We start from the raw sequence: 25,668 nt of genomic DNA, 5'->3' as shown, positions 1-25,668 counted from the left end.
ACAGAACGCCGGCACCAAGCAAAGTGAACCGGCCGTCACTCATCGGAAGCCCCGAGAAGCAACGCGCTGTACACGCCACCGACCTGGTAGTTGAAGCTCAGTGCTCTGTCCATCTCGAGCGGTCGTGTCCATGTGCCCGGCATCGGATCGAAGGGCAACGTGGGGTCGGGGTAGATGCAGGCCGCCGTGGGGCAGACCTCTCCTCGAGACATCATGAGGACCGTGAGTGCCGCTTCGAGTGCGCCCAAGGGTGCCCCGCTGTGTCCGAAACATGCCTCCTGAGAGCTGACGAGCGGCATCGGCGCAGACCCCATCAGCTCGATGAGAGCATTCGCCTCCAGCCGAGCGAAGAGCGGATCGCCTTCGGCGCCGCCGTTCACGTACGTGATGTCCTTAGGCGTCAGGCCCGCACGCCGGAGAACGGTGCGGGCCGCCTCGGCAAGAGCCGAGCCGTCTGTCGCGAGCGCTACTGCGCTGTGCAGTCCTCCGCGGCGGGTGCATTGGCCGAGGATGCGCCCGTGTATCCGGGCAGGACGTCGCTCGGCCCGTGCCCGGGACTCCACGACGAGGGTCGCGGCGCCGCTGCCGTAGTTCATGCAGTCGCTGTGCACGTCGTAGGGGCGCATCTGCCGGTCGTGTCGCGGAGCGGCGGGGGGGTCGGCATGGTGGGTGGCCGTCACCGGCATCGTCTGTTCCACGCTGGCGGCGAGTCTGGCTCCGTGGAGGACCCGGTCTGCTTTGAAATGGTCTACGCCGGTGACGACGACGAGGTCCTCTCGTCTGCTGCGGATCAGGTCCGCGGCGATCCCGAGGAGCTCCGCGGACGAGGCGCACCCGGAGCTGAGGACAAAGCTCGTTCCGCGGCTGCGGAGCATGGCGCTCTGGATCAGTCCGACGTCGGACCAGGTTCCGCCCAGGAGGAGCTGCACGAAATGTGACTTGATGTTCCGCGGGTCTGCCGTTGTTCCCAGGTCGTGCCAGGCGCGGTAGGTGTCATAGGTCGAGTCGACTCCTGCTCGGGCGGTGAGGACTGCTGAGTCGCGGACTTCCTCACCGGCGGGGTCGAGCCCTGCGTCGTGGAGAGCCTCGTGGAGGGATACCAGACCGAGGTGGTGCACCTCCTGGTAGGAAGCCAGATGGTGTTCGGGGATCGTCGGCCATCGCCGGGCGGCTTCCGCTGCGGCCCCGTGCACTGTCCCGTGGAAGAAGTCGCCGGTGCGCACCCTGCTGGTGCCGGTCGAGGCGACCTTCCAGAGCTGGTCGATGGTTGTCGTCGGTGTCTCGCTGTCGCCGGGAAGGCAGAAGCCCATCCCGGTGATCACCGGGTCGAGGGCAGAGGGTGGCGTCATGAGGCGCCTCCGTCGATGACGATCGCTTGGCCTGTGATGCCGTCGGAATCGTCCGAGAGCAGGAAGCGGATGGTGCTCGCGACTTCTCCCGGGGAGATGAGTCTGCGGAGCGCTGTCGAGCGTACGGCCCGGGCCAGGTAACGCTCCCAGGTGAGGTCGACCGGGCCGTGATGTTCCGCGAGGCTGCGCATGAAGTCGTTGGCGTACCGTGGAGCATCGGTGGTCCCCGGAGCATCGACCAGCCCCGGGCAGACGGCATTGACGCGTACGCCCACGTGTCCGACTTCCAGGGCGAGGGCTCGCACGAGCCCGATGACCCCGTGCTTCGCGGCGCAGTACCCGGTGTTGGACGGGAGGCCGCGCAGTCCGGCCACGGAGGAGACCAGCACGATCCCGCCCCGTTGTCGCTGGGTCATGTCGGGCACGACGGCGTGGCACAGGCGGAATGCTCCCCCGAGGTTGATGTCCAGGCCGCGGGCCAGGTCTTTGTCGTCCTGGTCCTCCAGGAAGACTTGGTCGGTGGCGTCGACGGCACAGTTGACGAGTAGGTCCGGCCCGCCTAGTCGTTCTCTCACCTCCTGCACTGCGGCCTTCACGGCGTCCGTGTAGCGGAGATCGGCGGCGACGACGATGGCTTCGCCGCCTTCGTCCTGAATCTGTGTGGCGACTGCGGCCAGTGCCTGCTCGTTCCGGGCCAGGATCGCGACCGCTGCGCCTTCCCGGGCCAGGCTTCGTGCCACTTCTGCGCCGATGCCGCTGCTTGCGCCGCTCACCAGGGCGGTCCGGCCGACGAAGCGTCGGTGGGTCCGGTCAGATACGGACGCGTGGGGGGATGCCTCCACAGTGAACCTCCAGAACTGTTCCAGTCACCGAGTCATGGGATGCGGCGAAGATGACTGCGTCGCAGACGTCGTCCGTCTCGGCCCACCGTTGGAGCGGGGTTTGTGTCTTCAGCGCTGCCATGTAGGCCCGGTGGCGTTCACTTGCAGCGATGCGTTCTCGTAGTCGTTCGCCATCGAGCACGCCGGGAGCGATCGCCACCACGCGGACGCCGTGTTCCCCGAGTTCCCAGGACCAGGTACGCGTGAGCGACTCCACTCCGGCTTTGGCTGCGGCGTAAGCAGATTGCCCGTAAGCGCCATGTCGCACCGCGGACGAGATGTTCACGATGACGCCGCTGCTCTGCCGAACCATCATGGCGGCAGCGGCGCGGCCGACCAGGAAGGTTCCGGTGAGGCAGAGGTCGATCGTGGTCCGCCAGTCCTGCAGCGGGTAGCGATGTAGTTGCTCGGGATCGGATGTAGCACGAACCAGCTGGTGGGAGTTGTTCGTGCCGGCATTGTTCACGCAGAGGTCGAGTCGTCCGGCCAGTCGTTCCACTTCGGTGAACAGCGAGTCCACGCTCGACTCGTCGGTCACATCTGCCACGACAGGATGCAGCGTGAGGCCTGCTGCCCGTGCTATTTCCGCCTGCTCTTCAAGCCGCTCTTGTGAGCGCGCGCAGGTCACGACCTGGTATCCGGTACGAGCCAGTGCGACGGCGAGTGAGCTGCCCAGGCCTCTGCTGGCGCCGGTGACCAAAGCCCAGGGTGCGTCAGGCACGGAAAATCATCCCCCCGTAGAACCAGCCTGCGCCGACTGTCGGCGTCATCACCAGGTCTCCGTCGCGCAGCCGCCCGTCCGCCCGCATCTCGGACAGCATGATGGGGATGGACGCGCTACCGGTGTTGCCTCGCTCCTCGTAGTTGGTGACGAACTTCTGCGAAGGAACCGACAGTTCTTCCTGCATGGCGCGGTGCAAGGCACCGGTGCCGGGATGCGGAACGAACCAGTCGAGGTCGTCCATGGCCAGTCCGTTGCGTGCGAGCAGGACGTTGACCGTCCTCCGGTGGGAAGCGACCGCAAGCTCGAGCAGATGCCGTTGGCTGCGGATGTATCCGTCCGGGGGTCGCACCGTAGTGACTTCTCGGTCCAGGCCGCTGGCGAACATGACGGTGTCAAGAAGTCCGGTTCCTGGGGCACCTCCGGTGTGCAGTACTGCCGCGCCTGCGGCATCGCCGACGATGAGGGTTCCCTTGCTGCCGGGTCTCACGCGCCGGGAGAACCGGTCGGCGCTGACCACGAGCGCGGTCTGACCGTATCCGCCAGTCATCAGCAGTGCAGCTGCCTGTTGCACGCCGTGGATGAAACCTGTGCAGGCACCGCACGTGTTGTAGGCGAATGCGCCAGGCATCCCGAGCACCATCGCGAGCTCCGGTGCGGGTTCGGGGACGAACTGCCGGTCTGTCCAGTTGCTCAGCACGACCAGTCCGACGTCCTCAGGCCGCGTCGCTGCATCGGCCAGGGCTCGTTGTGCTGCGCCTGCGGCCAGTTCGACGAGGGTCTCGTTCTCGGCGGTGACATAGCGTGAGCGCACGTCGATGCCGCCGATGACCGCCTGGTCCACCGATCCAGGACGGAGTGCTTCACCGGGATCGTTGACGACGAGTTCAGCGGGGTAGTTGTGCCCGTAGCCGATGATCTGGATCCCTGCATGGGACCAGATCCCCGCGTCGGGTTTTGGCTGCTCAGGCACGGAACAGCATCCCTCCCCAGCTCAGTCCACGGCCGATACCGACGGTGAGGACGGTGTCACCGGGCTTGACCTGGCCCGATTGGAGATTCTCCGACAGGCAGCTCGGGATACTCACGCTGGAGGTGTTCCCCCGGGACTGGATGTTGGTCAGTGTGACGCTGCGCGGGATCTGCACGAGGTCGCAGACGGCGTCGATCATGTTGAGGTTGCCTTGGTGGGGAAGGAACCAGGTGATGTCGTCCGGCGTCAGCTCGTTGCGTTCCATGAGTTCTTGTGCCGCGGCTGCCAGCAGTCCCGGGCCGACCTCGCCGATGGTCTTCCCCTTCATGAGCATCTTGTCGTTGTCGTCGATGTCGAAGGCACCGAAATACTTTCCGTCGGCGTGGAGCACGACGTCGCAGAGCTTCCCGGGGCCGTCGCCGGCGGACCAGACAGCAGCTGCCGCGCCTGCACCGAAGAGCGTCGAGTAGCGGTATCCGAAGTTGAGGATCGGGCGCGGATTCTCTGCGCAGACCACGAGAGCATTGCGCATGCCCAGAGAGGCCAGGAGGGACATCGACACCGCGCTCCCGTAGAGGAAGCCTGCGCAGGCGACAGCGGCGACGTCGAAACACACTGCCCGGGTGAGGCCGCATTGGGCCTGCAACGGCAGGGAGATGTCCATGTAACGGTTGGTCAGGGAGGAGGGGTTCACCCTCGGTCGCGTGGTCGAGGTGGTACCGATCACCAGGTCGATATCGGTCGGTTCGAGCTGTGCTCGTTCCAAGGCCTGTTCGACGGCGTGTGCGGCCATCTCCACCGGGCGTTCGACCGTCTCGTCCGGCCAGTGCCGGCTGTGGATTCCGGTGTGTTCCTGGATCCAGGCTTCGTCGATCCCGAGATCCGGCAGGTTCGTGAAGTAGTCGTTGGTCACCGGCGCACCGGGAAAGTAGTGCGCGATGCCGCTCAGATGAGTCGGCGGTAGGTGCGGCACTTGCCCCAGGCGGTGGAAGGTCTCGGGATTCATCAGCGGTAGTCCCCTTTCGGATCGATGGCACGCACGCAGGCGAGCTCTGTTTCGGAGATGGGTTCCTCGTCCCAGGGGGTCGGCAAGTCCTCGGGGTCCCAACTGGTGAGGCGGGCCATGGCGTCGGCCGGGGTCTCCGCCTGGTCTTCGGGTAGCCAGGAGGCGAGCGCGAAACGCCCGTCCTCCCTGCGGTGGAATGTGCCCACGTGTGAAACCAGTGTTTGCACTCGTTTTCCTGGGCTCGTGGTGTGCGCGAGTTCGCGGACGTACCGTCGACGTGAGGCGGGTGCGATCACGACGCAGTCGGAGCTCGACGCGATGTCATTGGCTCCTCCGCTGCCGGTCACCCACCGCCCGTCGGGCAGGAGGACGGTGTTGAGATTGCCTTCCGGGTCCACCTCGGCGGCTGAGAGGACGCCCAGGCATCGGTCGTTCGCTGCGACGAGTCCGCCGAGGATCTCCGGAATGCCGGTGAGCATCTGTGCCTTGGCGACGTGCCGTTGGCTGAAGAGGAAGACGTCGCCCGTCGAAGGTTCGTCGGCCACGAGGCCGAGCTCGGCAGCGAAGACGACGGGATGTCCGTCGGCCCGTAGCTGCTGGCAGGCGACCCAGGCCGCGATGTGTGAGGTGCCGATCCCGGCGAGGACGGTGTCATAGCCTCGTTCCAGCACCAGTCTTTTGATGGCCCGGGCACCGAGGATCACGAGTCGTTCCTGCTTGGTCGGTTCCGCAGGAATCGAGCTGATCTCGACGGTGTCATCGTTCGGCGGTGGTTCGGTTGTTCTGACTGGTAGAGCGATCCGGGTGACGGCTCCGGTCTGTTGAAGTTTGCGCACGTACTCCTGGTGTGTTCCGTCCAGGACCCATTCGTCGAACCAGCGTCGGGCTCCGGCTTCTGTTGAGCAGGCCTCGACGATGTGACGTAGGTGGTCGTAGTCGTCCAGATATGTTTCGACGCCGGCGAGTCCTTTGGCGCGCAGCGAGTTGGGGTGGGCCCCGTAGCGTGCCTCGCAGAGCCCGATGACGCGTGAAGCGGGGATGAGGATGTGATCGGCGATATCGGGCAGTTCCCCACGAGGGACGAGGTATTCCACCGAGGCGATCACACCTCGCTTCGCCGCGTAGGCCGCCCAGGGGCCCTCGCCGTAGGGGGCGCAGATCGCGATATTGCCCTCTGGGTCGGCGCAGACGCCGTGGTAGAGCGCGATATCGGGACGAAGCGGGGTCATCAAGGTCACGGTGTGGCCTTCGGGGCCGACCTCGACGGTGGTGAGATGTTCTTCCTTGTCTGCGCCCAGGCTCGTGCCGAGGAGGTCGGAGCCTGTCGTGGCGAACGGTTGTCCGAGAGCGCCGGCCATGAGCCGCTGGGTGTAGGTCAGGAGTGACCAGAGCTCCACCTCGAAGGGGATCCCTTGGTGGACATTTCGGTACAGGCTGTTGGGACGCGGCGTCGGGTAGGTGTCGCCGAGAAAACCGGTGATGAGTTTCCGGCAACATCCGGAGAGCGCGAGGGCGTGGGCACTGGAGTGCACTGCAGGTGTGCTCACCACCAGATTCCTTTGTCCACGAAAAACCCGGGCGAGGGACCGCTGGAGCGCATTGGGGCGGGACATCGTGGCGGCTAGGTGGACATGTTCACCGGGGCGCACCAATGCGCTGACCAGTTCGTCCGGTCCGTCGGCGATGAATGTCGAGTCTCGTTTTTCCGGTGTCATTTTCATGCGGCCGATCCCACGGACATGACGGAGGTCTGGCTGCCGAAGGCGAAGGACATCGACAGTGCGAGGTCTGCCTTCGTCGCCCGAGGTCCGTCAGCGAGGTGGTCGATGTCGCATTCGGGGTCGACGACGTCGAGGTTGGCGGTCTTCGGGAGCAGGCCGTGGTGTAGAGCCAGTGTTGTGGCGGTGACATTGAGTACACCGGCCATCCCGAAGGTGTGTCCGTAGATCGCCTTGTTGGAGCCGTGCGGCGGAAGCGCTCCGGACAGGCGACCGGAGTAGAGGGTGCGCAGTGCCCGGACTTCAGCGAGGTCGTTGTAGCGGGTGGCTGTTCCGTGTCCGCACACGAAGCCCACTTCGTCAGCAGCTCGACCTGAGGATTCGAGTGCGCGGGAGAGCACATCGGCGGTGACATGTCCTTCGAGGTCCATGCTCGTACCGTGGTTGGCTTCGTTCATGGGGACGTGGGCGAGCAGCAGACCGTAGATCCGAGCGCCGCGCGCCCTGGCATCGCTTTCCCGTTCGAGACAGAGCGTGATGGCTCCTTCTCCAAGGGCGAATCCGTCGCGGTCGCGGTGGTACGGCTTGACTGCCCGATGCGGTTCGTCCTGTTGCCTGGAGAGCACTCCCTGGCCCATCGCCGTGTAGCAGTGGGCTACTTCGGCCAGCACGGGGAATTCGTGTCCGCCGGCCAACACGACGTCTGCTCGTCCGGCACGAAGCTGGTCCATGGCCAGGCCGAGGGCATGATGCCCTCCGACGCAGGCGCTGGACAGCGTGGTCACGAGCCCTTGCGCACCCAGGTGGACCGCGCTGAGGGAGGCGGGGCAGCCGGCCAGGCCTCGGAACATGGCGCCGCGGTCGGCGAAAGCGTGGCTGCCGTCGCCGGACATGGCTCCTCGCCACCATTCCAGCGGCCCCCGTGAGGAGGACTGGACGATGGAGAGCCGTGGCCCGGCGATCGTCTGGGCCCGGTGGCCGGCATCGTGGAGAGCAGAAGAAATCGCAGACATCGAGATGAGAATTTCGCGACTGTATTTCGCTGCATGTTTCTCAGGGAGATCGGGAAGGTCATGGCGATGATCGAAGTCCCGGATCTCGGCCGACGCGTGGACGTTCAACCCACCTGCTGTGCCATTGAACCGGGTGAGCGCACCTATCTGCGACTTTCCCTGACTCACATTTTCCCAGAAGTCCGCCACACTTGACGTCCCTGGCAGGACAAGCCCGATACCGGTAATGGCAATAGATTCTTCAAAGAATTTTCCCATACAACAATCCTCACCATTGCCACAGGCAGCACGAAATGAACTCAATTCGACTGCCGACGAATAAAGAAACGAAGGAATTGAGAACTGATAGGTCAGTTTTTATTTCCGGCGACCAGCCGGATCACGCATTGGCGATATCGCGACGCTCGATGAACAAACAGCCCACGGCAAGACAGGCCGCCCCGGTCAGCAACAACAGCAGCAGCCCGGCCCCCTGCCATCCGTTCACGAGCGGGTCCCCGCCCAATGCCCACTCCCAGGGGGAGAGCTTCGCCGACCACCGCAGGTCCGGGACGAGAGCGACAACCGCCTGCACCACATATCCCGCGACCAGTACGCCACCTGCCGTGCCGCTCACGGCCCCCTTCGAGGCACCGGCACAGGCACAGAGGAATGCCAGGGCGGCGTGGAAGAAGCCCAGCAGGAAGATGGCCGTCGTCACCGCCAGGACTCCTCGGGTGTCGACATCCATGTCCAGCCAACGCGCGCCGAGAATCACGGACGCCGCCATGGGAAGGCTGGTCAGCAGCAGCACGACAACGACAGCGCACAGGCGGGAGAGAGCCACCGTCCAGCGCCGGACGGGAAGTGAAAGAAGGATTTCGAGGCGCCCGCTGCGTTCGTCCCCGGAGAGGAGCCCCGAGATACCCGAGATACCCATGAACCCGATCAGGAGGGGAAGGATCACGGCGAACAGGTTTCCTTTGAGGTAGCCGGTGGCCGTTCCGAACCCGTCCAAGCCCATGGCTTGGGCCATTTCCGGTGTCATCCCGGCGGTGAGGCTGCCCAGGGAGCCGGAGTCACGCAGTGGCGGCCAGACTGCCAGGACGCTGACCACGAGGAGTAACACCGAGCCTCCCCAGAGCAGGAGATCCCGTTGCTGCGCTTGCAGAGCACGCTTCAGCAGATGCGTGAAACCGCTCACTTGCCACCTCCGTCGTTGCTGTCATTGCGGTAGTAGTCCATGAAGGAGCGCTCCAGATCCGGCTCATGGATTCGCATTTTCTGTACCTGACACCGACTCAGCACCTGGATGAGACCGTCCATCGGGCCGCGCCAGGCGAGGCGCAGCATGTCACCGTCGATCTCCACGTCACTGGCACCGGCCAAGGAGTTCAGCTCCGCGATATCAGGCGCACGGCCGACCACGCTCTCGACGATCTGCTGGGCCTGATCACGAAAACTGGCGACGGACCCCTCGGCCACGACCTTTCCCTGGCGGAGGATGACCAAGCGGGTGGCCAGCCGTTCCACCTCGGAAAGCACGTGGGACGAGAGCAGTACGGTCGCGCCCTCCCACACCGCCTCGCCCAGGGTCTCGACGAAGGCCCGCTGCATCAGCGGGTCGAGCCCGTTCGTGGGCTCGTCGAGGATGAGTACGTCGGGGCGCACCATGAAGGCGCCCACCAGACCGACTTTCCGGCGGTTCCCCGTGGAGAGCGAGTGCACGACCTTGCCGGGGTCGATGTCGAACCGTTCGATGAGATCGGTCATCAGAGCACGATCGACCCCGCCCCGGAGCATGGACCAGGTCTCCAGGGTCTCGCGGATGGTGAGGCGGTCGTCGAGACGCAGCTCACCTGGGCAATAGCCGACCTGGGCACGCACTGCTGGCACCTCGGCCGGGTTCTGGCCGAGTAGGTGCACGGTCCCGCCGGTCGGTCTGGTCAGACCCATCAGCATGCGAATGGTCGTGCTTTTCCCCGCACCGTTCGGGCCGAGGTAGCCGATCACCTCGCCCGGCTCGGCGACGAGGTCGAGGTCCTGAACGGCCTGGAACGAGCCGAAGACCTTCGTGACCCGCTCGCAGTGGATGACCCCGGTCATCTGTACTCCTTTCCCTGCGCCACGGTCGTGGCGTCGTGATGGAGGGCATCAGAAGCGGGGAGCAGGGTTCTCGTCCGGCCGAATGCTCATACAGACCATGTGGCGCAGACTTCCGGCTGCACGGCGGGGGCTCGTCGAGCCCTGGGTGAGGTCACAAAACGGTCGTTGGAATAAGCACTCGAGCAGCCATCATTGATATGAACTATTCTCAAGAAAAAGTCGAACTACCTCCTCGCCCGGCACGAAAGCCTGGGATCCATATAATTTATCCATCGACTACAGGCCAGTTTTTTCCAGCACAAAAGCACAGCTTTGATGGTCGCTCCAAAGCGCACCAAAAGCTCCGACATGCTCGATCCTACATGACATCATTTCTTTCTCAATGGAGGGGTACTTTAACTTTGAATGAGCTAAATGTCTGATATATTATCATTAATCTAATTTAATAATTTGGTCGCAACTTCATCATTGGACACCAATTCCATGCGACCTGCGACAACTTCAACGCAGGGCACACTTTTCATAGGCAAAATATTTCACTGTCATATTCATGGACTATGAAGCAGCATGCCTTCACCCACCGTCACTCCATGTCCCCCAGCGGACCGATCGAGCGGCAGCGAAGAGTGCCCAGCGGCTTGTTCAGGATGAGAGCCTCCTTTCCGAAGGCTCGACCTCGCCAGCTGAGCAGGGTGTGGGACAGGGGGTGGCAGATGCTGCTATTCGCCACCCCCGCTTATGTGTTCTCGCTTATGCGTTCTCGGGATCGGTGAGAAGACGCAGGAGAGACCTCTTGTGTCTCTGAAAGGCGGCCAGCCCCTTGCCGGTGGCATGAACAATCGTCTCTTGACCGTAGGCTCCGCGTCTTTTCATGGAGAAAATGCATCCATGATCTGCCAGAATCTTGAGATTCTTGGATAGGTTCTGCGGCGTGATACCTAAAACGTCTTGCAGGTAAGCGAAGCTGGCCGAGTTCGTCCCTGAGAGCAGTGCCATGATCCTCAGACGGGTGGGCGAGTGAATGAGGTTGTCAAATTCGTCCATATCACCGCCTCCACAGACTACCGAGCATGACGGTGAACATCGCCACGCAGAGAACAGAAGCGCCCCCGAACACGAACCAGGGAATCTTGCCGAAGTCACTCGTAGCGACGATGACCAGCACGACACTGCCGACCACATACGAATAGAAGGGGACACCTCGAATCCGCGGGGTATTGCAACGCATGGAATAGTAAAGAACCCACAGCGTTTCGAGAATCCAGAACCCGGCTAACCACACAGGGCTAGCCATAGCATAAGCGCCGACAAGCACGATGGCGCCTGCCACGACGCTTGCCGCACCGAGGGTTTTCGTGATCACCGAGGAAGGATGCCTCCTTGCGCTCAAGTCATCCAATTCCCCGAAGAGAAGCGAGTCGTCGTGGGCGTCCATTCCGTCATGCTGTCAATTCTGTTGCCAACTAGGCAAGTGCATCGCTCAGAAAAAGTTGTCTACGGGGTCATCGGAGAGACCAGAGGACGCTTATTGCCACGATCGGTCATGGTCGGCCCGCCCATGGTCAGGCGCTCGGCCGAATCCCCCGGGGCCCGGCACTCTCGCCGTAGCGGATGGGGGGTGTCGTCCGCCCCGACCTCGTATCTTTACCGAGCTGTCCTGGACACATGTCTCTGTGGACTCTTCCCGTTCACTTATGTCAACCTGCTGTGACCCCTCCGTCTCGCCCACCACTCATTCCCGAGGGGTACGACACGAGGTGATCGCCATGATGCTCGAAGAAGGCCTTGCTCCCATCGACGAAGAAGAACGCCTACGTCTCCAGGCGAAAGTCGATTCGGCTCGTCAACAGGAACGACGCGTCCACGCCCGCCGGGCCACCCACCAAGAACGCACCGGAGTGCGCAGTCCGCGCTCCGGTGCCCATACACACAGCTGATCTCTGCACACGGTGCCCAAGGCCACACATCGGCCCGAAGACGAAGTCGCAGCGACAGCCCCCGATATGCCGACGGCGTCGGAATCCATCACCCGAAGGTGGCGATTCCGACGCCGTCGGCATATCCCCCAGGGTCAGAGAAATCCCGGGACACGCATCATGCTCAGTCGCGGGCGGTCAGCTCCGCGCACACCAGCTCGGCGATCTGTGCCGTGTTCAGCGCGGCACCCTTGCGTAGGTTGTCACCGCAGATGAACAGTTCCAAGGTGTTCGGGAAGTCCAAGGCCTGACGCATCCGGCCCACCCAGGTCGGGTCGCTGCCGACCACATCGGCCGGCGTCGGCCATTCCTGGTGCTCCGGGTCGTCGAGGACGACCACGCTCGGTGCCTGCACGAGAGCCTCGCGGGCCTCGTCGACGGTGATCTCCTTGCGGAAGGTGGCGTGCACCACCAAGGAGTGGGTGGTGACGACCGGCACCCGCACACAGGTCGCGGAGACCTTCAGATCCGGGATGCCCAGGATCTTGCGGGATTCGTTGCGAACCTTCAGCTCCTCACTGCTCCAGCCGTCGTCCTTCAGTGAGCCTGCCCACGGGACGACGTTGAGTGCTAACGGAGCCGGGAAGGGCGAATCGGCTCCGAGCTGCCCCTCCACCAGGCGACGCACGTCCCCGGTCTGGGTGCCCACATTCTGCCCGGATACCGCTGCGAGCTCGGAGTACAGCCGGTCGACGCCGGGCTGTCCGGCACCGGAAGCCGCCTGGTAGGAGGAAACGACCAGTTCGGTGAGCTCCCACCCGGCGTGCAGGGCGCCCAAGGCGTCCATCATCGTCAAGGTGGTGCAGTTCGGGTTGGCGATGATGCCCTTGGGCCGGTTCTTCACCTGCGCCGGGTTCACCTCCGGCACGACCAGGGGGATCTCCGGGTCCATCCGGAAAGCGCCCGAGTTGTCGACGACCACGGCACCCCGCTCGACCGCGACCGACGCCCACTGCGCCGACACCTCGTCGGGGACGTCGAACATGGCGACGTCGACCCCGTCGAAGACCTCAGGGGTGAGCTCCTGCACGACGACATCCTCGCCACGCACCTGGAGCACCTTGCCCGCAGACCGCGCCGAGGCCACCAGTTTGATCTCGCCCCAGACGTCCTCACGGGAGGAGAGGATCGACAGCATCACGCTGCCCACCGCACCGGTCGCCCCCACCACGGCGAGGGTCGGCTTGCTGCGTTCGGTCAGTGTGCTCATCGTCCGGTTCCTCCATAAACGACCGCTTCACCTTCGGAGGAGTCCAGGTCGAAAGCGGTGTGCACGGCGCGCACCGCATCGTCGAGTTCCTCGTCGCTGGTGATGACGGAAATACGGATCTCCGAGGTGGAGATCATCTCGATATTGATGTTGGCGTCCGACAACGCCTTGAAGAGCTTGGCGCTGACACCGGAGTTGGTCCGCATCCCTGCACCGATCAGCGACAGCTTGCCGATGTGGTCGTCGAACAGCAGACCGGTGTAGCCCAGTTCGGCCTTGGTCTTGTCCAGCGCCTTGACGACCTGGTCGACCTCGACGCGGGGCAGGGTGAAGGAGATGTCGGTACGGCCGGTGTCCACGGAGGACACATTCTGCACGATCATGTCGACATTGGCCTCGGCCGAGGCGACCGTGGCGAAGATCTTCGCCGCATAGCCGGGCTGGTCGGGCACACCGACGATCGTGACCTTCGCTTCGGTGCGGTCGTGTGCGACACCGGAGATGAGGGGAGCCTCCATGGCCACTCCTTGCTGTTCGGGCTGCTCGATCGTGTGGTCGGTGATCATCGTCCCCTCCTTCGCGGAGAAGGACGAACGGACGTGGATCGGAATGTGATAGCGGCGGGCGTACTCCACGCACCGCAGGTGCAGGATCTTCGACCCGCAGGCCGCCAGCTCCAGCATCTCCTCGGTGGAGAGCCGACTGATCTGACGTGCGGCCGGGACGACCCGGGGGTCAGCGGTGAAGACACCGTCGACGTCGGTGTAGATCTCGCAGACGTCGGCATTCATCGCCGCGGCCAAGGCCACGGCAGTCGTGTCCGACCCGCCACGGCCCAGCGTGGTGATGTTCTTCGTCGTCTGGCTGACGCCTTGGAACCCGGCGACGATCGCGATGTGGCCCTCTTCCAGGGCCTTGGTGATCCGCCCCGGGGTGATGTCGATGATCCGGGCCTTGCCATGCGATTCGTCGGTGATGACCCCGGCCTGGCTGCCGGTGAACGACTGGGCGGTATAGCCCAGGTTCGCGATCGCCATGGCCAGGACCGCCATGGAGATCCGTTCTCCTGCGGTCAGGAGCATGTCCAGCTCACGGGCCGGTGGCAGGGGGCTGACCTCTTCGGCGAGATCCAACAGATCATCCGTCGTATCGCCCATCGCCGAGACCACGACGACCACGTCGTGTCCGGCCCGTTTGGTCTCCACGATGCGTCGGGCGACGCGTTTGACGCATTCTGCGTCGGCGACGGAAGAACCGCCGTACTTCTGGACGACAAGACTCACGCTTTTCGCTCCCTGCATTCTCGAGCGACGGTTGACGAGGTGAAGTCTATCGGTGCGCCTGAAAGGCACTCGAAGTGACCGTCTTAAACGCTGACATCGACATCTCGACGATCGAACGATTCACGGCTCCGTCATCCGGAAAGCTCACCCCGTTCACCTGCGGGAACCGACCGGATCTGCCCATACGAGGGACGACCCGCCCGACTCACCGGTGAAGAGCGTCGAACTCCGCCTCAGCGACGGTGTCCTCGTCCGCATCCAGCCGGATATGGCTCAGGATCGACTGCAAGGCCCGCAAGGCCCCAGAGGCCCGGGCACCCCAGTCGGAGAGATAGCTGAACTGCCACCACCACAGGGCCTCGCTGACCCGCCCGTCCGCATAGTGACGCAGCCCGTGGACCAGCGCCGATGCTACTTCGGCGAGCTCGCCGGAGAGCGTTGCGGTCGACAGCTCCATCGTGGTCAGCGGGTCCACGACCTCGGCATAGTCGTCGAGCCCGGTGAACAAAGCAGCCAAGGAATCCCGCAGCTTCTCCACATCGAAATCGATCCCCAGGTCGGGTTCGAAACGTTCGAGCGGGACGACATCGTTGATGGCGCCCAAGCGGGCCCCGGTCACCAAGATCTGCGAAACGGCCAGCAGCAGCAACGGAATCGCCTGCTCCGGAACTTCACCAGCCCCGACCTGACGCACCACGGCGAGGAACTGACGCGCCTCCTGGGCTGTCTCCTCCCCCAGCAGCGCCAGGTCGGCATCGAGCGCCTCGACCATCGGCGGCTCCTCGACCGGCCCAGCTGGTTCAGTCACCTCAGAACGCGATTCCTCTGATGTCGACGAAAAATCAGACATTGAGCAGACGCCTCCCTTCGAAAGCTCGACCGAGAGTCACCTCATCGGCATATTCCAGATCCCCACCGACCGGAAGACCTGAGGCCAAACGAGTGACCCGCACATTCAAGGGGGACAACAGCCGCGCAAGATAAGCAGCTGTGGCCTCACCCTCCAGATTCGGGTCGGTCGCGATGATGATTTCCTCGACCCGTCCGTCCGACAAACGCGCGAACAATTCAGAAAAACGCAGCTGGTCCGGCCCGACGCCATCCATTGGATTGATCGCTCCGCCCAGCACGTGGTACCGCCCCCGGAACTCCCGGGTCCGTTCGATCGCCAGCACGTCCTTCGGCTCTTCGACCACACAGATCGCGCTGTCGTCGCGCCGCTCGTCGGAGCAAATACGGCATTTCTCGCCCTCGGCGACATTTCCGCAGAGCACACAGAAACGGACCCGCTTCTTCACCCGCACCAAGGAGTCCACCAGCCGGTGGACGTCCTCCTCGTCGGCCTGCAACAGATGGAAGGCGATCCTCTGGGCGCTCTTCGGGCCGACCCCGGGCAGCCGCCCGAGCTCATCGATCAAATCCTGAACCGCACCCTCGTACACACCGACCAGCCTACGACGCCGCACCGACAAGGTTGAGCGTCCAGTCGACGACGCGCTGACCGGACGAGCCGAACATCTTCACCGGATCAGTCGGTCTCCGTGGTCGATCGCACGTTGTACTCCCCCGCCCACTCCTGCCCGCTCAGGGCATGAACCGCCCGCATCACCTCGTCCGCGATCTCCCGACGGGCCTTCCCCTTCGGCATCCCCGCGTACTTTTCCTGCAGGTACAAGGCCTCACCGAAGCGGACCCCCACCTTCGCCGGCCGGGGGAAGGAAGACCCCACCGGTTGGATCCGGTCGGTGCCCCGCAAACCCACCGGCACCACCGGCGCACCTGACTCCAACACCAGATGACCGATCCCCGAATGTCCCCGGTACAGCCGGCCGTCCCGCGAGCGTGTCCCTTCCGGGTAGATCCCGAAAGCACCCTGTCCGGACAGGACCCCCAGAGCCAGATCGAGGGACTTCTGCGCCGCCCTGATCTCCTCCCGATCCACGGGAATCGCCCCGACCGCGGTGAAGAAGAAGCGATTCCACGCCCCGGAGATCCCGCTACCGGTGAAGTACTCCGATTTCGCCAGGAAGGTGATCGGACGTGGCGACGTGGCCGGAAGGATGATGCTGTCGAAGAAGGACAGATGATTGGCGGCGATGATCACCGGCCCTGTCGTGGGAATGTGCTGCTGCCCCTCCACCTGGGCTCGCAGTATGGCGCGCAGCACCGGCCCGGCGATCTTGCGCCCTGTCTCGTAGAACCTGGTTCCTTCCACGAGGAGCGAGCCTACGGGCATAAGCGCACAAAGCACACCGCCGTGGCGGTCCAGGCCGGAGCCCACGAGCCAGTGCGGGGAAGCCCGGTCAGCCTTCGTACTCGTCGATAACGACTCCGCCGAGGACCCTGGCGATCACCGGTTGCCCGATGGAGGTCATGTCTTCGACGGTTTCGTCGTCATCGCTGATACCGGGATCCTCGTTCTCCGGAGAAGAGGGGGCAGCCTGAGCCATACCAGGTCGAACGTCCTGGGCAGCGCGACTACCTCCAGCTTGTTGAAGCGCGGCTTTGGCTCGCTGGTAACCGCTCATCCGACCGCTGTCGGGAGCCGGCCCCCGGGCGGTCAGCGGTGCTTCTGGTGCCACCGAAGGACTCTGGGCCGGTGAAGGTGCCTGGGCCGGTGGGGGTGCCTGGGCCGGTGGGGGTGCCTGGGCCGGCGCCGGCGTGTGCTCGGCCGAACGGTCCACCGGCGGTGGCGGTGGCGGCTCGTATCCGGGGTCTTCCCAGGGGTCCGGAGGCACGTCGTCGTCCGGGGGAATGTCCCGGTCGTCCGGCCAGCCGCCATCAGCTGGTGGGGGTGCGGACTGCCCCCGTCCGCGGTTGTCCGGAGCGGGCGGCTCAGGAGGTGCCGCCGGCGTGTCCCGGCTCTTCGGATCAGGTCGGTGACGAGGCTCTGCCGCGCCGGGTCCGTTGCGAGGCCCTGGTGTGCCACCGCCGTGGCCGGGGCCTCCCGCCGCCCCAGGAGGCGACAGCACTGTTCCTTCGGCCCGGAGGCGCAGGCCGAGGACATGGTTCAGGGCCTGGCCGACCATATCGGCGTGTCCGCCCTGGTGGAAGGCACGCACCAGGCCTGGGTTGGCGAATCCGAGGACGACTCGTTCGGTGTCGACGTCGGCGACATGGGCATGCTCGGCCAGGAGGGCCCAGGTCACTTTGCGAACGGGCAGGATCGCGGCGAGCACATCGGGCCAGCGTTGGCGGAGCCCGGAGACATCTGGCCGGTTCGCGCCCGGCGCGCGCGCGGCATCGGCAGGTGGCACGGATGGTGCCGGGGTCGCGGGAGGCTCCGCCGCCGGACGCTCCACCACCGGAGGCGCTGCCACTGGAGACGAGGCCGCCGGACGCTCCGGAGCCGGGGTGCTCTCCTGCGCCGGCGGGGCAGAGGCCGCAGGTGCCGGCTGGTCTGCCCCACGCATCGCGGCGTGCGCGCGGCGCAAGGCTTCACGGCCGCGCGCGCCGGTGGCCGCGGAGGTCCGTGGACTGTGGCCGGTCGGCGGGTTATCCGGCGGGAGAACGTCGCCGGTGGGTGCAACGGCGGGGGGTGCGCCGGCCTGTGCCGTGGACAGGGGCCCAGCCGTGTCGAGTCGTCGTTCGATCCGGTCCAGGCGTGCGCCGTGTCCTTCTGCGCCGGAGACGGCGGGCAGGAGCAGCCTCGCGCAGATCAGTTCCAGTTGGAGGCGAGGTGAGGTCACGCCGTTCATCTGGGTCAGGCCGATGTTCACCAGGTCTGCGCATCGGGAGAGTTCCGCGGCGCCGAAGGAGGTGGCCTGGTGGTGCAGCCGTTGCCTCTGGTCCTCGGGGAGGCCTCTGAGGACGGCTTCGGCGCCTTCGGTGCTGGCGGCGACGATGATCAGGTCGCGGAAGCGTTCCAGGAGGTCTTCGACGAACCTGCGGGGATCCTGGCCGGTCTCGACGACTTTGTCGATCTGTCGGAAGACGCCGCCTCCGTCCTGGGCGGCGAAGGCCTCCACCACGGCGTCCAGGAGTTCTACTTCGGTGAATCCCAGGAGTGCGGCTGCTCCGGCGTAGGTCAGTCCGCTTTCTCCGGAGCCGGCGATGAGTTGGTCGAGCACCGACAGTGAGTCCCGGACAGATCCGCCGCCTGCTCGCACGACGAAGGAGAGCACGCCGGGTTCTACGGGCACCGCTTCCTGGTGGCACAGATGCTCCAGGTAGTCGGTCAGCCGGGCTGGTGGCACGAGCCGGAAGGGGTAGTGGTGGGTTCGGCTGCGGATCGTGCCGATGACTTTTTCCGGCTCGGTCGTCGCGAAGACGAATTTCACGTGCGCTGGTGGTTCTTCGACGATCTTCAGCAGGGCGTTGAAGCCCTGTGGGGTGACCATGTGCGCTTCGTCGATGATGTACACCTTGTACCGGGACTGCGCGGGCCCGTAGGCGGCTCGTTCACGCAGGTCGCGGGCGTCGTCGACGCCTCCGTGGCTGGCTGCGTCGATTTCGATGACGTCGACCGAGCCGGGGCCGCCGGCGGCCAGGGCGACGCAGGACGGGCATTCTTCGCACGGTGTCGGTGTCGGGCCCTGTTCGCAGTTCAGGCATCGGGCGAGGATGCGTGCGCTGGTGGTCTTTCCGCAGCCGCGTGGCCCGCTGAACAGATAGGCGTGTCCGGTGCGTCCTGTCCGGAGTGCCTGCATGAGTGGCTCGGTGACATGTTCCTGCCCGATGACGTCGGCGAAGGTCTGGGGCCGGTAGCGGCGGTACAGGGCGGTGCTCACGGTGTGACCTTATCGGCCAGGGCCGTCAGGCTCATCTCCTGCGTGTGATGGCTGCGATCGGCGAGCGGTCCGGGGTCGGCGGGCGGACGTCAGCCTTTCGTAAGAACTTCGCAATGGTGTGTGACGTCCTCCGGGCGGAGCCTGGTGGGGAAGGGGTCGTTCGCGGGACGAGGAAGGAACCGATGTCCACCACTGCAGAGTCTTCACCGCCGTGGGTCGATGGCCTGGCCGGGTTGGTCGCTGCCGGAGTCGGTGTCGCGGCTGGGCAGTTCGTTGCGTCGGTGACGGATCCGACGAGCGGTCCGGTGACCGCGGTGGGTGCCGTGGCTGTCGATCTGGTTCCGGCGTGGTTGAAGGACTGGGCGATCGACACTTTCGGGCTGTGGGACAAGGCTGTCCTGGTCGGGGTGGTCCTGGTCGGGGTGGGTGTCCTGGCGTGGGGGTGCGGGTTGCTCGGACGGTCCTCCCCGTTGCGGGGGCTGGTCGCTCTGGTGGGGGTGGGTGCTCTCGGAGCAGCTGCGGATCTTTATCGCACAGATGGTGCTTCGTTCCTGCTGATTCCGTCGTTGGCGGCTGTCGTGCTGACCGTGGTGGCTTATGCCGTGGCGGTTTTCCTGCTGCATCCTTCCCCTGAGCCGAGGTCTGCCTCGGTGCGGGTCTCTTCGGAGATGGCGGCACGGCCGGGGGATCGGCAGCCGTCGACTCCGTCGGGGATCGACCGGCGGACGTTCACGGTGGGCGGTTTGGCGGTGCTGGCCGCTTCCGGGGTGGTGGTCGTCGTGGCGGGGGTGCCGGGCCCGCAGACCCCGGTGACCTTGCCGCGGCCGGCTGAACCGTTGGCGAAACTTCCGGCTGGTCTGGATACCCCGGGGGTGGCTCCGCTGCAGACCCCGCAGTCCGATTTCTTCCGGATCGATATCGCTTTGGCGGCGCCTCGGGTGGATCCTGGTGACTGGCGGTTGGCGATCGACGGGATGGTGGACGCGCCGTTCTCCCTCACGTGGGAGCAGTTGACGGCACTGCCGATGGTCGAGCGGGACATGACTTTGGCTTGTGTGTCCAATGTGGTCGGTGGCTCATTGATCGGTAGTGGACGGTGGCTGGGGGTCGAGGTCGCGCCGCTGCTGCGGCGGGCCCGTCCTCGGGGTGGGGCCGACCAGGTGCTCAGTCGGGCGGCGGACGGTTTCACGGCCAGCACTCCGTTGGAGGTGCTTCTGGACGGGCGGGATGCGTTGATCGCGATTGCGCTCGACGGGGAACCGTTGACCCGTCAGCATGGTGCTCCAGCACGGCTGTTGGTTCCTGGCTTGTACGGCTATGTCGGTGCCACCAAGTGGTTGCAATCGTTGTCGGTGTCGACCTTCGCCGAGGAGCAGGCGTATTGGACGAAGCGGGGCTGGTCTGAGCGTGGTGAGGTGAAGACCTCTTCCCGGATCGACACGCCACGGGCACGTTCGGCTGTCCCTGCAGGGCGGGTCGTTCTGGCAGGGGTCGCGTGGGCCAACCATCGTGGAGTGGCCGGCGTCCAGGCGCAGGTCGACGGGGGCCCTTGGCAGGAGGCCGAGTTGGGTGACGAGGTCGGAGTGGACTACTGGCGGCAGTGGCGGTTGCCGGTGGAACTGGGCCGAGGAGTGCACCGGGTTCAGGTACGAGCGGTCGACGCGACGGGAGCGGTGCAGATCGCCGATCCGGCTCCGGTGGTCCCGGACGGCGCCACCGGCCTGCACGTCGTGGAGTTCCTTTGCGAATGAAATGTTTCGGCCATCGTTGCGGGGCTCGTTCGTGGCGGGTCAGCCAGCAGGCAGACGCAGCGTGAATCGGCAGCCGGTGGTCGACATGTTGGCCACGCCGATATCGCCGCCGTGGGCTTGGGCCACGGCGTGCACGATCGCCAGGCCGAGGCCTGCTCCTGAGGAACGGAAGGGGCCGCTCTCGGGGGTTCGCGCGCTGGTGCCCCGCCAGCCTGCGGTGAACACCCGTGGCAGGTCGGCTTCGGCGATTCCTCCGCAGCTGTCCTCGACGGTCAGCTCGACCTGGTCTGCGACCCGCTGGGCGGAGATCACGACCATCCCTCCGGTGGTGCTGTGCTGGACGGCGTTGACCACCAGGTTCAGGCAGGCTCGGGAGAGTTGCCGGATGTCTCCGCGGACGGTCAACGGTTCCGGGGACGCTGGGGCTTGCCCGTGGAGCTGTACACCGGTGGCCCGAGCGGCCGGGCCGACGCTGGCGAGGGTGTCCGAGAGCAGGTCGGTCAGGTCGACTTCGTCGATGACGGTGGCGCTCGTCCCCGCGTGCAGGCTGGTCAGGGCGAGGAGGTCGTCGACCATTGCGGTGGTGCGATCGATCTCTTTCAGGATGCGTCGCACGTAGTCGTCGGGGTCGGTCGCGACTTTGTCCTCGAGGGCTTCGGCCATGGCACGGATCCCTGCGAGAGGGGTGCGCAGGTCGTGGGAGACCGCAGCGACGACCTCTCGCCTGGCCCGTTCGGCTTCGGCGGTTTCCCGACGGTGCGATTCCTGGTCGGCCAGGGCCCGGTCGACGGCGCGGACCCGGACGGCGATGAGGACACCGACGAGGAGAGCCGCTGGCAGCGTCGCCCCGATCATCGACAGCAGGGCGTGTAGTCGCGCTTCGTCGAAGAGCATGGTGCGGGCTCCGGTCAGCACTCCGGCTGCGACGCAGAGCACGGTGACCAGGGGCGCGGCAACGGTTGCCGCAGTCATTGACCGTCGGGCGAGCATCGCGGTGGCTGAGGCCCCGAAGAGACCGACGACGAGGGTCGCGGCCAGTGCCGTACTGACCGAGTGCATCTGGGAGGTCATGCCGCTCCGGCCCCAGGGTCGCCTTCACTCGCCTGTGGCGCACAGTCCCACCGGTAGCCGACACCCCAGACGGTGACCAACCGGGTCGGGCGAGGACCGGTCTCGATCTTCTCGCGCAGCCGACGTACATGAACGGTGACGGTGGACTGGTCGCCGTGTTCCCATCCCCAGACCTGGCGCATCAGTTCTTCCCGGGAGAAGGCCACACCGGGGTGGGCGACCAGATGGGCGAGGAGGTCGAATTCCCGCATGGTCAGCGTCAGGGTCGTGCGTCCCCGAGTGGCTCGGCGAGCAGTGACATCGACGACGAGGTCGCCATCGCGCCGGATCTCCCGCATGGGAGTGGTTGCGGCACAGCCAGGCCCGGGCGAGATGCCTGAATCCGCGGGGCCACCGTCGGGGCCATGACCGGCGCGGGCTTCTTGTCCGGTGTGTTCTTTGGTGTGAATGGTCGCCGTGGTGCGGCGCAGGACCGAGCGGACGCGGAGCACCAGTTCGCGCGGGCTGAAGGGTTTGGTGACGTAATCATCTGCGCCGATCTCGAAGCCGAGGACGCGGTCAGGTTCTTCACCTCGTGCGGTGAGCATGACCACCGGTGTCGCTCCGATGTCGGCCCGTAGCCGGCGGAAGACTTCCAGACCGTCCATCCCGGGAAGGTTGAGGTCGAGCACGAGAAGGTGCGGCTTGGCTGCTCTGACCTTTTCCAACGCATTCGGGCCGTCGACGGCTTCACAGGTGTCGAAGCCCGCAGCGCGCAGGTAACCGACGACGACCTCCCGCACGGTCGCATCGTCGTCGACGACCAGGATCAGTTCACGGCCAGGGTCGCCCGACGTCGTTTCCACCACTCGTCCAGGATCACATGAGAGGAACCTTCCTCTTCTGACGACCTCACGAACACGACGGATGAATAGCACTCCTCGTCCCGGGCAGGTCGCGTGAGGACATCTATCCGGGGTCGGCCCCGTCATTCCGCGCGCTCTCCACCGCGGCGATCTCCATCATCGCGCCGAGTGCTTCGTCCACGATGGTGCGCATAGCGATCTCAGCGGTGTTCGCGTCACCGGTGGCGACGGCGGCGGCAACACGGCCGTGGAGATGGACGGCGTCGGCCTCAGGTTGCTCAGGCATCAAGTGGTGGTGCGTACGTCCGGTGAGCACCTCACGGACGACAGGTGCCAAGGCCACGAGCATCTCGTTGCCGGACGCCTGGAGCAGGGTCTCGTGGAAGACGATGTCGTATTCGAGATAGGCCAGCAGGTCGGGGATGCGAGCGGTCATCGCCATCCCGGCAGCCGCCGACGACAGGGCCCGAGCCTGTTCCTCGGTGGCCTGAAGTGCTGCGAGCCTGGCGGCCAGCGGCTCGAGTCCGCGGCGCAACTGGCTGATCGACATCAGCTGGTCCATCCGCCCGGGGCTTTCCAACCGCCATCGGATGAGACGTGGGTCGTAGACATTCCACCGCGCGCGTGGCAGCACACGGATCCCTACCCGTCTGCGGCTCTCGAGCAGCGACATCGATTCGAGTACTTTGACGGCTTCACGAGCCACAGTGCGAGACACCTCGTAGCGCACCTCGAGCTCTTCGATCCGCAGGATCGTCCCTTCCGGGATCTCACCGGATACGACTGCCGCACCTAGATGTCCGAGCACCCACTCGTGCAAGCCGACACCGGCGCCCGGAGGCTTGACGGGGAGCATGGCAGGAAGCATAACGGCCACTTGCCAACATCTGATTGAGACACATAGTTGTCAAAGATCATACTTTTGACGCATCCTCAGGGGGCATCGACAGCGCGCTAGCGGTCAAGGTTGACCAAGGAGGCCATATGGGCAACGACGCCCCACTCGTCGTCGTCATGGGTGTGTGCGGATCCGGTAAGAGCACCGTCGGCCAGGCCCTGGCCGAAAAACTCTCCGTTCCCTTCGCCGACGCCGACGAATTCCATCCCCAGGCGAATATCGACAAGATGGCCGCCGGACATGCCCTTGACGACACCGACCGCGCGCCCTGGCTCGCCGCGATCGGCATCTGGTTGTCCGAACACCACCAGACCGGAGCAGTTGTCACCTGTTCCGCGCTCAAACGCATCTACCGCGACATGTTGCGTGCCCAGGCCCCCGGGATCGTCCTGGTCCATCTGGCCGGGGACGCCGAGGTGGTCACCGAACGCGTGTGCACCCGCACCGACCACTTCATGCCCGCTTCCCTCGTCGACTCGCAGTACGCGACCTTGGAACACCTGTCGGCCGACGAACACGGCGTCACCCTCGACCTGGCACTGAACGTGGACGACCTCGTCGCCGCCGCCGATGCCGCGGTCCGGGTGCCGACGCACCACTGAGTGTCGTCCCTCTCCACCACTTCCTCCCCTCCCTTAGCCAGTTCAGGAGCAATCGGACATGTCATCCTTCACCGTCATCGCGGCTGATGCCGCGAAGGTGACGGCGCCAGCCGGTCAACTCGTGGCCGCCGCTCTCATCGGCATCGCCCTCCTCGTCGTCTTGATCACGAAATACAAGCTGCACCCCTTCCTCAGCCTGACCCTCGGTTCGCTTCTGGTGGGCCTGATCGGCGGGCTCTCGATGCAGGCCACCACCGACAGCTTCACGAAAGGTGTCGGCTCGACCGTCGCCGGCGTGGGGCTGCTGATCGCGCTGGGCGCCATGATCGGCAAGCTGCTCGCCGATTCCGGCGGCGCCGACCAGTTGGTGGACACGATCATCGATCGGGCCAGCCCGGCAGCCCTGCCCTGGGCGATGGGCCTGGTGGGCGCGGTGATCGGCCTGCCCATGTTCTTCGAGATCGGTCTGGTGCTGCTGATCCCGGTGATCCTCCTGGTGACTCGTCGGTCCGGCCTACCCCTGATGAAGATCGGGATCCCCGCATTGGCCGGCCTCTCTGCGATGCATGGTTTCGTGCCGCCGCACCCGGGGCCTTTGGTCGCCGTGGACGCACTCAAAGCCAATCTGGGGTTGACCCTGGGTCTGGGTGTCCTGGTCTCCCTCCCGGTGATCGCACTGTCCGGACCGCTGTTCGCGACCTTCGCCGCGAAGTGGGTCCCGGTGGGCGCCCCGGATCTCTTTCTCGGCCCGTCCGGTCAGCCCGCCGAGGGCGAAGAAGGCACGAAGGAGGTCCGTCGCCCCGGCTTCGCGGCGACCTTGATCACCGTGCTCCTCCCGGTCGTCCTGATGATGGGCAAGTCGTTGGCGGACATCTTCCTCCCGAAGGGCGATGTGACCCGGCAGGCGCTGGACTTCGTGGGCGCCCCGTTGATCGCCCTGCTGCTGACGGTGCTGGTCTCGATGTGGACCCTGGGCCGCGGCTCGGGCATGAACGGCAGCGCCCTGGGCAAGACGATCGGTGACTCGCTCGGCCCGATCGCTGGGATCCTGTTGATCGTGGCCGCCGGTGGCGGCTTCAAGCAGGTCCTGGTGGACACCGGGATCGGCACGATGCTCGCGCAGTGGATCCAGGGGTCGAGCTTCTCCCCTCTCCTGCTGGCCTGGGTCGTGGCGGTCTTCATCCGCCTGGCCACCGGTTCGGCTACCGTCGCGACGATCACCGCAGCCGGCGTGATGGCTCCGGTCGCTGCGTCGATGACCGGCAATGAGACCGCTCTGCTGGTTCTCGCGATCGGTGCGGGTTCGGTCTTCTTCAGCCACGTCAACGACGCCGGTTTCTGGTTGGTCAAGGAGTACTTCGGCCTGGACGTGGGGCAGAACATCAAGACCTGGTCGTTGATGGAGACGATCATTTCGGTATCCGGTTTGGCCGTCGTGATGGTGCTGTCGCTGGTGATGTGAACCAACCGGTGTGCGACACCGGCACGTCGATCGAAGGGCCTGTCCTCCTGGGGCGGGCCCTTCGCCACGCTGGACGTCCTTGCCCGGCAGCAGA

24 protein-coding genes are annotated in these 25,668 nt (G+C 65.3%); 4 read left to right on the top strand and 20 right to left on the bottom strand.

The genetic code is table 11. The annotated features are described in order from the left end of the window. Positions 1–35: 35 nt before the first annotated feature. The 11 genes from DX923_RS01790 to DX923_RS16045 all read right to left on the bottom strand — a co-directional run bounded on the left by DX923_RS01790 (position 36) and on the right by DX923_RS16045 (position 11,181). Positions 36–1,349 carry a beta-ketoacyl synthase N-terminal-like domain-containing protein gene (locus DX923_RS01790; RefSeq protein WP_116112261.1) on the bottom strand — a complete coding sequence of 438 codons (1,314 nt, stop codon included), beginning with the start codon at positions 1,347–1,349 and terminating at the stop codon, positions 36–38. Continuing rightward, positions 1,346–2,122, bottom strand: a complete 777-nt coding sequence (locus DX923_RS01785) for an SDR family NAD(P)-dependent oxidoreductase (RefSeq protein WP_205413084.1) — start codon at positions 2,120–2,122, stop codon at positions 1,346–1,348. Before DX923_RS01785 ends, DX923_RS01790 begins: the two co-directional genes overlap by 4 nt. Positions 2,123–2,159: 37 nt before the next feature. Continuing rightward, positions 2,160–2,951 carry an SDR family NAD(P)-dependent oxidoreductase gene (locus DX923_RS01780; RefSeq protein WP_116112258.1) on the bottom strand — a complete coding sequence of 264 codons (792 nt, stop codon included), beginning with the start codon at positions 2,949–2,951 and terminating at the stop codon, positions 2,160–2,162. Further along, a complete protein-coding gene (locus DX923_RS01775) occupies positions 2,944–3,924 on the bottom strand; it encodes a 3-oxoacyl-[acyl-carrier-protein] synthase III C-terminal domain-containing protein (protein WP_205413083.1) in 981 nt (326 codons plus the stop codon). The genes DX923_RS01780 and DX923_RS01775 overlap by 8 nt, the downstream gene beginning before the upstream one ends. Beyond that, complete coding sequence (locus DX923_RS01770) at positions 3,917–4,930, bottom strand: ketoacyl-ACP synthase III (protein WP_116112256.1); 1,014 nt, start codon at positions 4,928–4,930, stop codon at positions 3,917–3,919. Before DX923_RS01770 ends, DX923_RS01775 begins: the two co-directional genes overlap by 8 nt. Then, the gene (locus tag DX923_RS01765) at positions 4,930–6,651 is read right to left on the bottom strand and encodes a CoA-transferase (protein WP_116112255.1); all 1,722 of its coding nucleotides are present in this window, start codon (positions 6,649–6,651) and stop codon (positions 4,930–4,932) included. Before DX923_RS01765 ends, DX923_RS01770 begins: the two co-directional genes overlap by 1 nt. After that, complete coding sequence (locus DX923_RS01760) at positions 6,648–7,919, bottom strand: beta-ketoacyl-[acyl-carrier-protein] synthase family protein (protein WP_116112253.1); 1,272 nt, start codon at positions 7,917–7,919, stop codon at positions 6,648–6,650. The genes DX923_RS01765 and DX923_RS01760 overlap by 4 nt, the downstream gene beginning before the upstream one ends. A gap of 121 nt (positions 7,920–8,040) precedes the next feature. Beyond that, positions 8,041–8,844 carry an ABC transporter permease subunit gene (locus DX923_RS01755; protein ID WP_116112252.1) on the bottom strand — a complete coding sequence of 268 codons (804 nt, stop codon included), beginning with the start codon at positions 8,842–8,844 and terminating at the stop codon, positions 8,041–8,043. Beyond that, the gene (locus DX923_RS01750; RefSeq protein ID WP_116112250.1) at positions 8,841–9,746 is read right to left on the bottom strand and encodes an ABC transporter ATP-binding protein; all 906 of its coding nucleotides are present in this window, start codon (positions 9,744–9,746) and stop codon (positions 8,841–8,843) included. The genes DX923_RS01755 and DX923_RS01750 overlap by 4 nt, the downstream gene beginning before the upstream one ends. A gap of 750 nt (positions 9,747–10,496) precedes the next feature. Then, entirely contained in the window at positions 10,497–10,790 is a 294-nt protein-coding gene (locus tag DX923_RS01745; RefSeq protein WP_162872709.1) for a transcriptional regulator, read from the bottom strand. Position 10,791: 1 nt separating this feature from the next. Continuing rightward, on the bottom strand, positions 10,792–11,181 hold the full coding sequence (locus DX923_RS16045; RefSeq protein ID WP_162872708.1) for a hypothetical protein: 390 nt from the start codon (positions 11,179–11,181) through the stop codon (positions 10,792–10,794). A 331-nt stretch (positions 11,182–11,512) separates the two neighbouring features. Here DX923_RS16045 and DX923_RS16040 point away from each other — a divergent pair, with 331 nt between their 5' ends. Further along, positions 11,513–11,683 carry a hypothetical protein gene (locus tag DX923_RS16040; RefSeq protein WP_162872707.1) on the top strand — a complete coding sequence of 57 codons (171 nt, stop codon included), beginning with the start codon at positions 11,513–11,515 and terminating at the stop codon, positions 11,681–11,683. A gap of 163 nt (positions 11,684–11,846) precedes the next feature. Here the strand turns inward: DX923_RS16040 and DX923_RS01740 are convergent, their stop codons facing one another. The 6 genes from DX923_RS01740 to DX923_RS01715 form a co-directional block, all read right to left on the bottom strand. Continuing rightward, positions 11,847–12,932 (bottom strand): aspartate-semialdehyde dehydrogenase, encoded by a 1,086-nt coding sequence (locus DX923_RS01740; protein ID WP_116112247.1) that lies wholly within the window; start codon positions 12,930–12,932, stop codon positions 11,847–11,849. Then, positions 12,929–14,215: an aspartate kinase gene (locus DX923_RS01735; protein WP_116112245.1), complete on the bottom strand. Its 1,287-nt coding sequence runs from the start codon at positions 14,213–14,215 to the stop codon at positions 12,929–12,931. The genes DX923_RS01740 and DX923_RS01735 overlap by 4 nt, the downstream gene beginning before the upstream one ends. 205 nt (positions 14,216–14,420) lie before the next feature. Further along, positions 14,421–15,023, bottom strand: a complete 603-nt coding sequence (locus DX923_RS01730; protein ID WP_116112244.1) for a DUF5063 domain-containing protein — start codon at positions 15,021–15,023, stop codon at positions 14,421–14,423. 34 nt (positions 15,024–15,057) lie between these two features. Next, positions 15,058–15,657, bottom strand: coding sequence for a recombination mediator RecR (recR, locus tag DX923_RS01725; protein ID WP_116116094.1), 600 nt, complete (start codon positions 15,655–15,657; stop codon positions 15,058–15,060). Positions 15,658–15,743: 86 nt separating this feature from the next. Then, on the bottom strand, positions 15,744–16,430 hold the full coding sequence (locus DX923_RS01720) for a lysophospholipid acyltransferase family protein (RefSeq protein ID WP_116116093.1): 687 nt from the start codon (positions 16,428–16,430) through the stop codon (positions 15,744–15,746). A gap of 88 nt (positions 16,431–16,518) precedes the next feature. Beyond that, positions 16,519–18,945, bottom strand: coding sequence for a DNA polymerase III subunit gamma and tau (locus DX923_RS01715; RefSeq protein WP_116112242.1), 2,427 nt, complete (start codon positions 18,943–18,945; stop codon positions 16,519–16,521). A gap of 182 nt (positions 18,946–19,127) precedes the next feature. Between DX923_RS01715 and DX923_RS01710 the strand changes: the two genes are divergently transcribed. Beyond that, on the top strand, positions 19,128–20,696 hold the full coding sequence (locus DX923_RS01710) for a molybdopterin-dependent oxidoreductase (RefSeq protein WP_116112241.1): 1,569 nt from the start codon (positions 19,128–19,130) through the stop codon (positions 20,694–20,696). Between the two features lie 39 nt (positions 20,697–20,735). On the opposite strand, the gene DX923_RS01705 is transcribed toward DX923_RS01710, so the two are convergent. The 3 genes from DX923_RS01705 to DX923_RS01695 all read right to left on the bottom strand — a co-directional run bounded on the left by DX923_RS01705 (position 20,736) and on the right by DX923_RS01695 (position 23,468). Continuing rightward, a complete protein-coding gene (locus tag DX923_RS01705) occupies positions 20,736–21,767 on the bottom strand; it encodes a sensor histidine kinase (RefSeq protein ID WP_116112239.1) in 1,032 nt (343 codons plus the stop codon). Then, positions 21,764–22,612 (bottom strand): response regulator transcription factor, encoded by an 849-nt coding sequence (locus DX923_RS01700; protein WP_240322700.1) that lies wholly within the window; start codon positions 22,610–22,612, stop codon positions 21,764–21,766. Before DX923_RS01700 ends, DX923_RS01705 begins: the two co-directional genes overlap by 4 nt. A 103-nt stretch (positions 22,613–22,715) precedes the next feature. Then, positions 22,716–23,468 (bottom strand): FadR/GntR family transcriptional regulator, encoded by a 753-nt coding sequence (locus DX923_RS01695; RefSeq protein WP_116116092.1) that lies wholly within the window; start codon positions 23,466–23,468, stop codon positions 22,716–22,718. Between the two features lie 128 nt (positions 23,469–23,596). Here DX923_RS01695 and DX923_RS01690 point away from each other — a divergent pair, with 128 nt between their 5' ends. After that, on the top strand, positions 23,597–24,112 hold the full coding sequence (locus DX923_RS01690; RefSeq protein ID WP_116112236.1) for a gluconokinase: 516 nt from the start codon (positions 23,597–23,599) through the stop codon (positions 24,110–24,112). A 58-nt stretch (positions 24,113–24,170) separates the two neighbouring features. Then, the gene (locus DX923_RS01685; RefSeq protein WP_116112234.1) at positions 24,171–25,574 is read left to right on the top strand and encodes a GntP family permease; all 1,404 of its coding nucleotides are present in this window, start codon (positions 24,171–24,173) and stop codon (positions 25,572–25,574) included. Positions 25,575–25,668 lie beyond the last annotated feature (94 nt).

This window comes from Austwickia chelonae (genome assembly GCF_003391095.1).
Taxonomy (GTDB): Bacteria; Actinomycetota; Actinomycetes; order Actinomycetales; family Dermatophilaceae; genus Austwickia; species Austwickia chelonae_A.
Note: the sequence above shows the minus strand (reverse complement) of the source record. Positions and strands in the feature narration are given on the sequence as shown.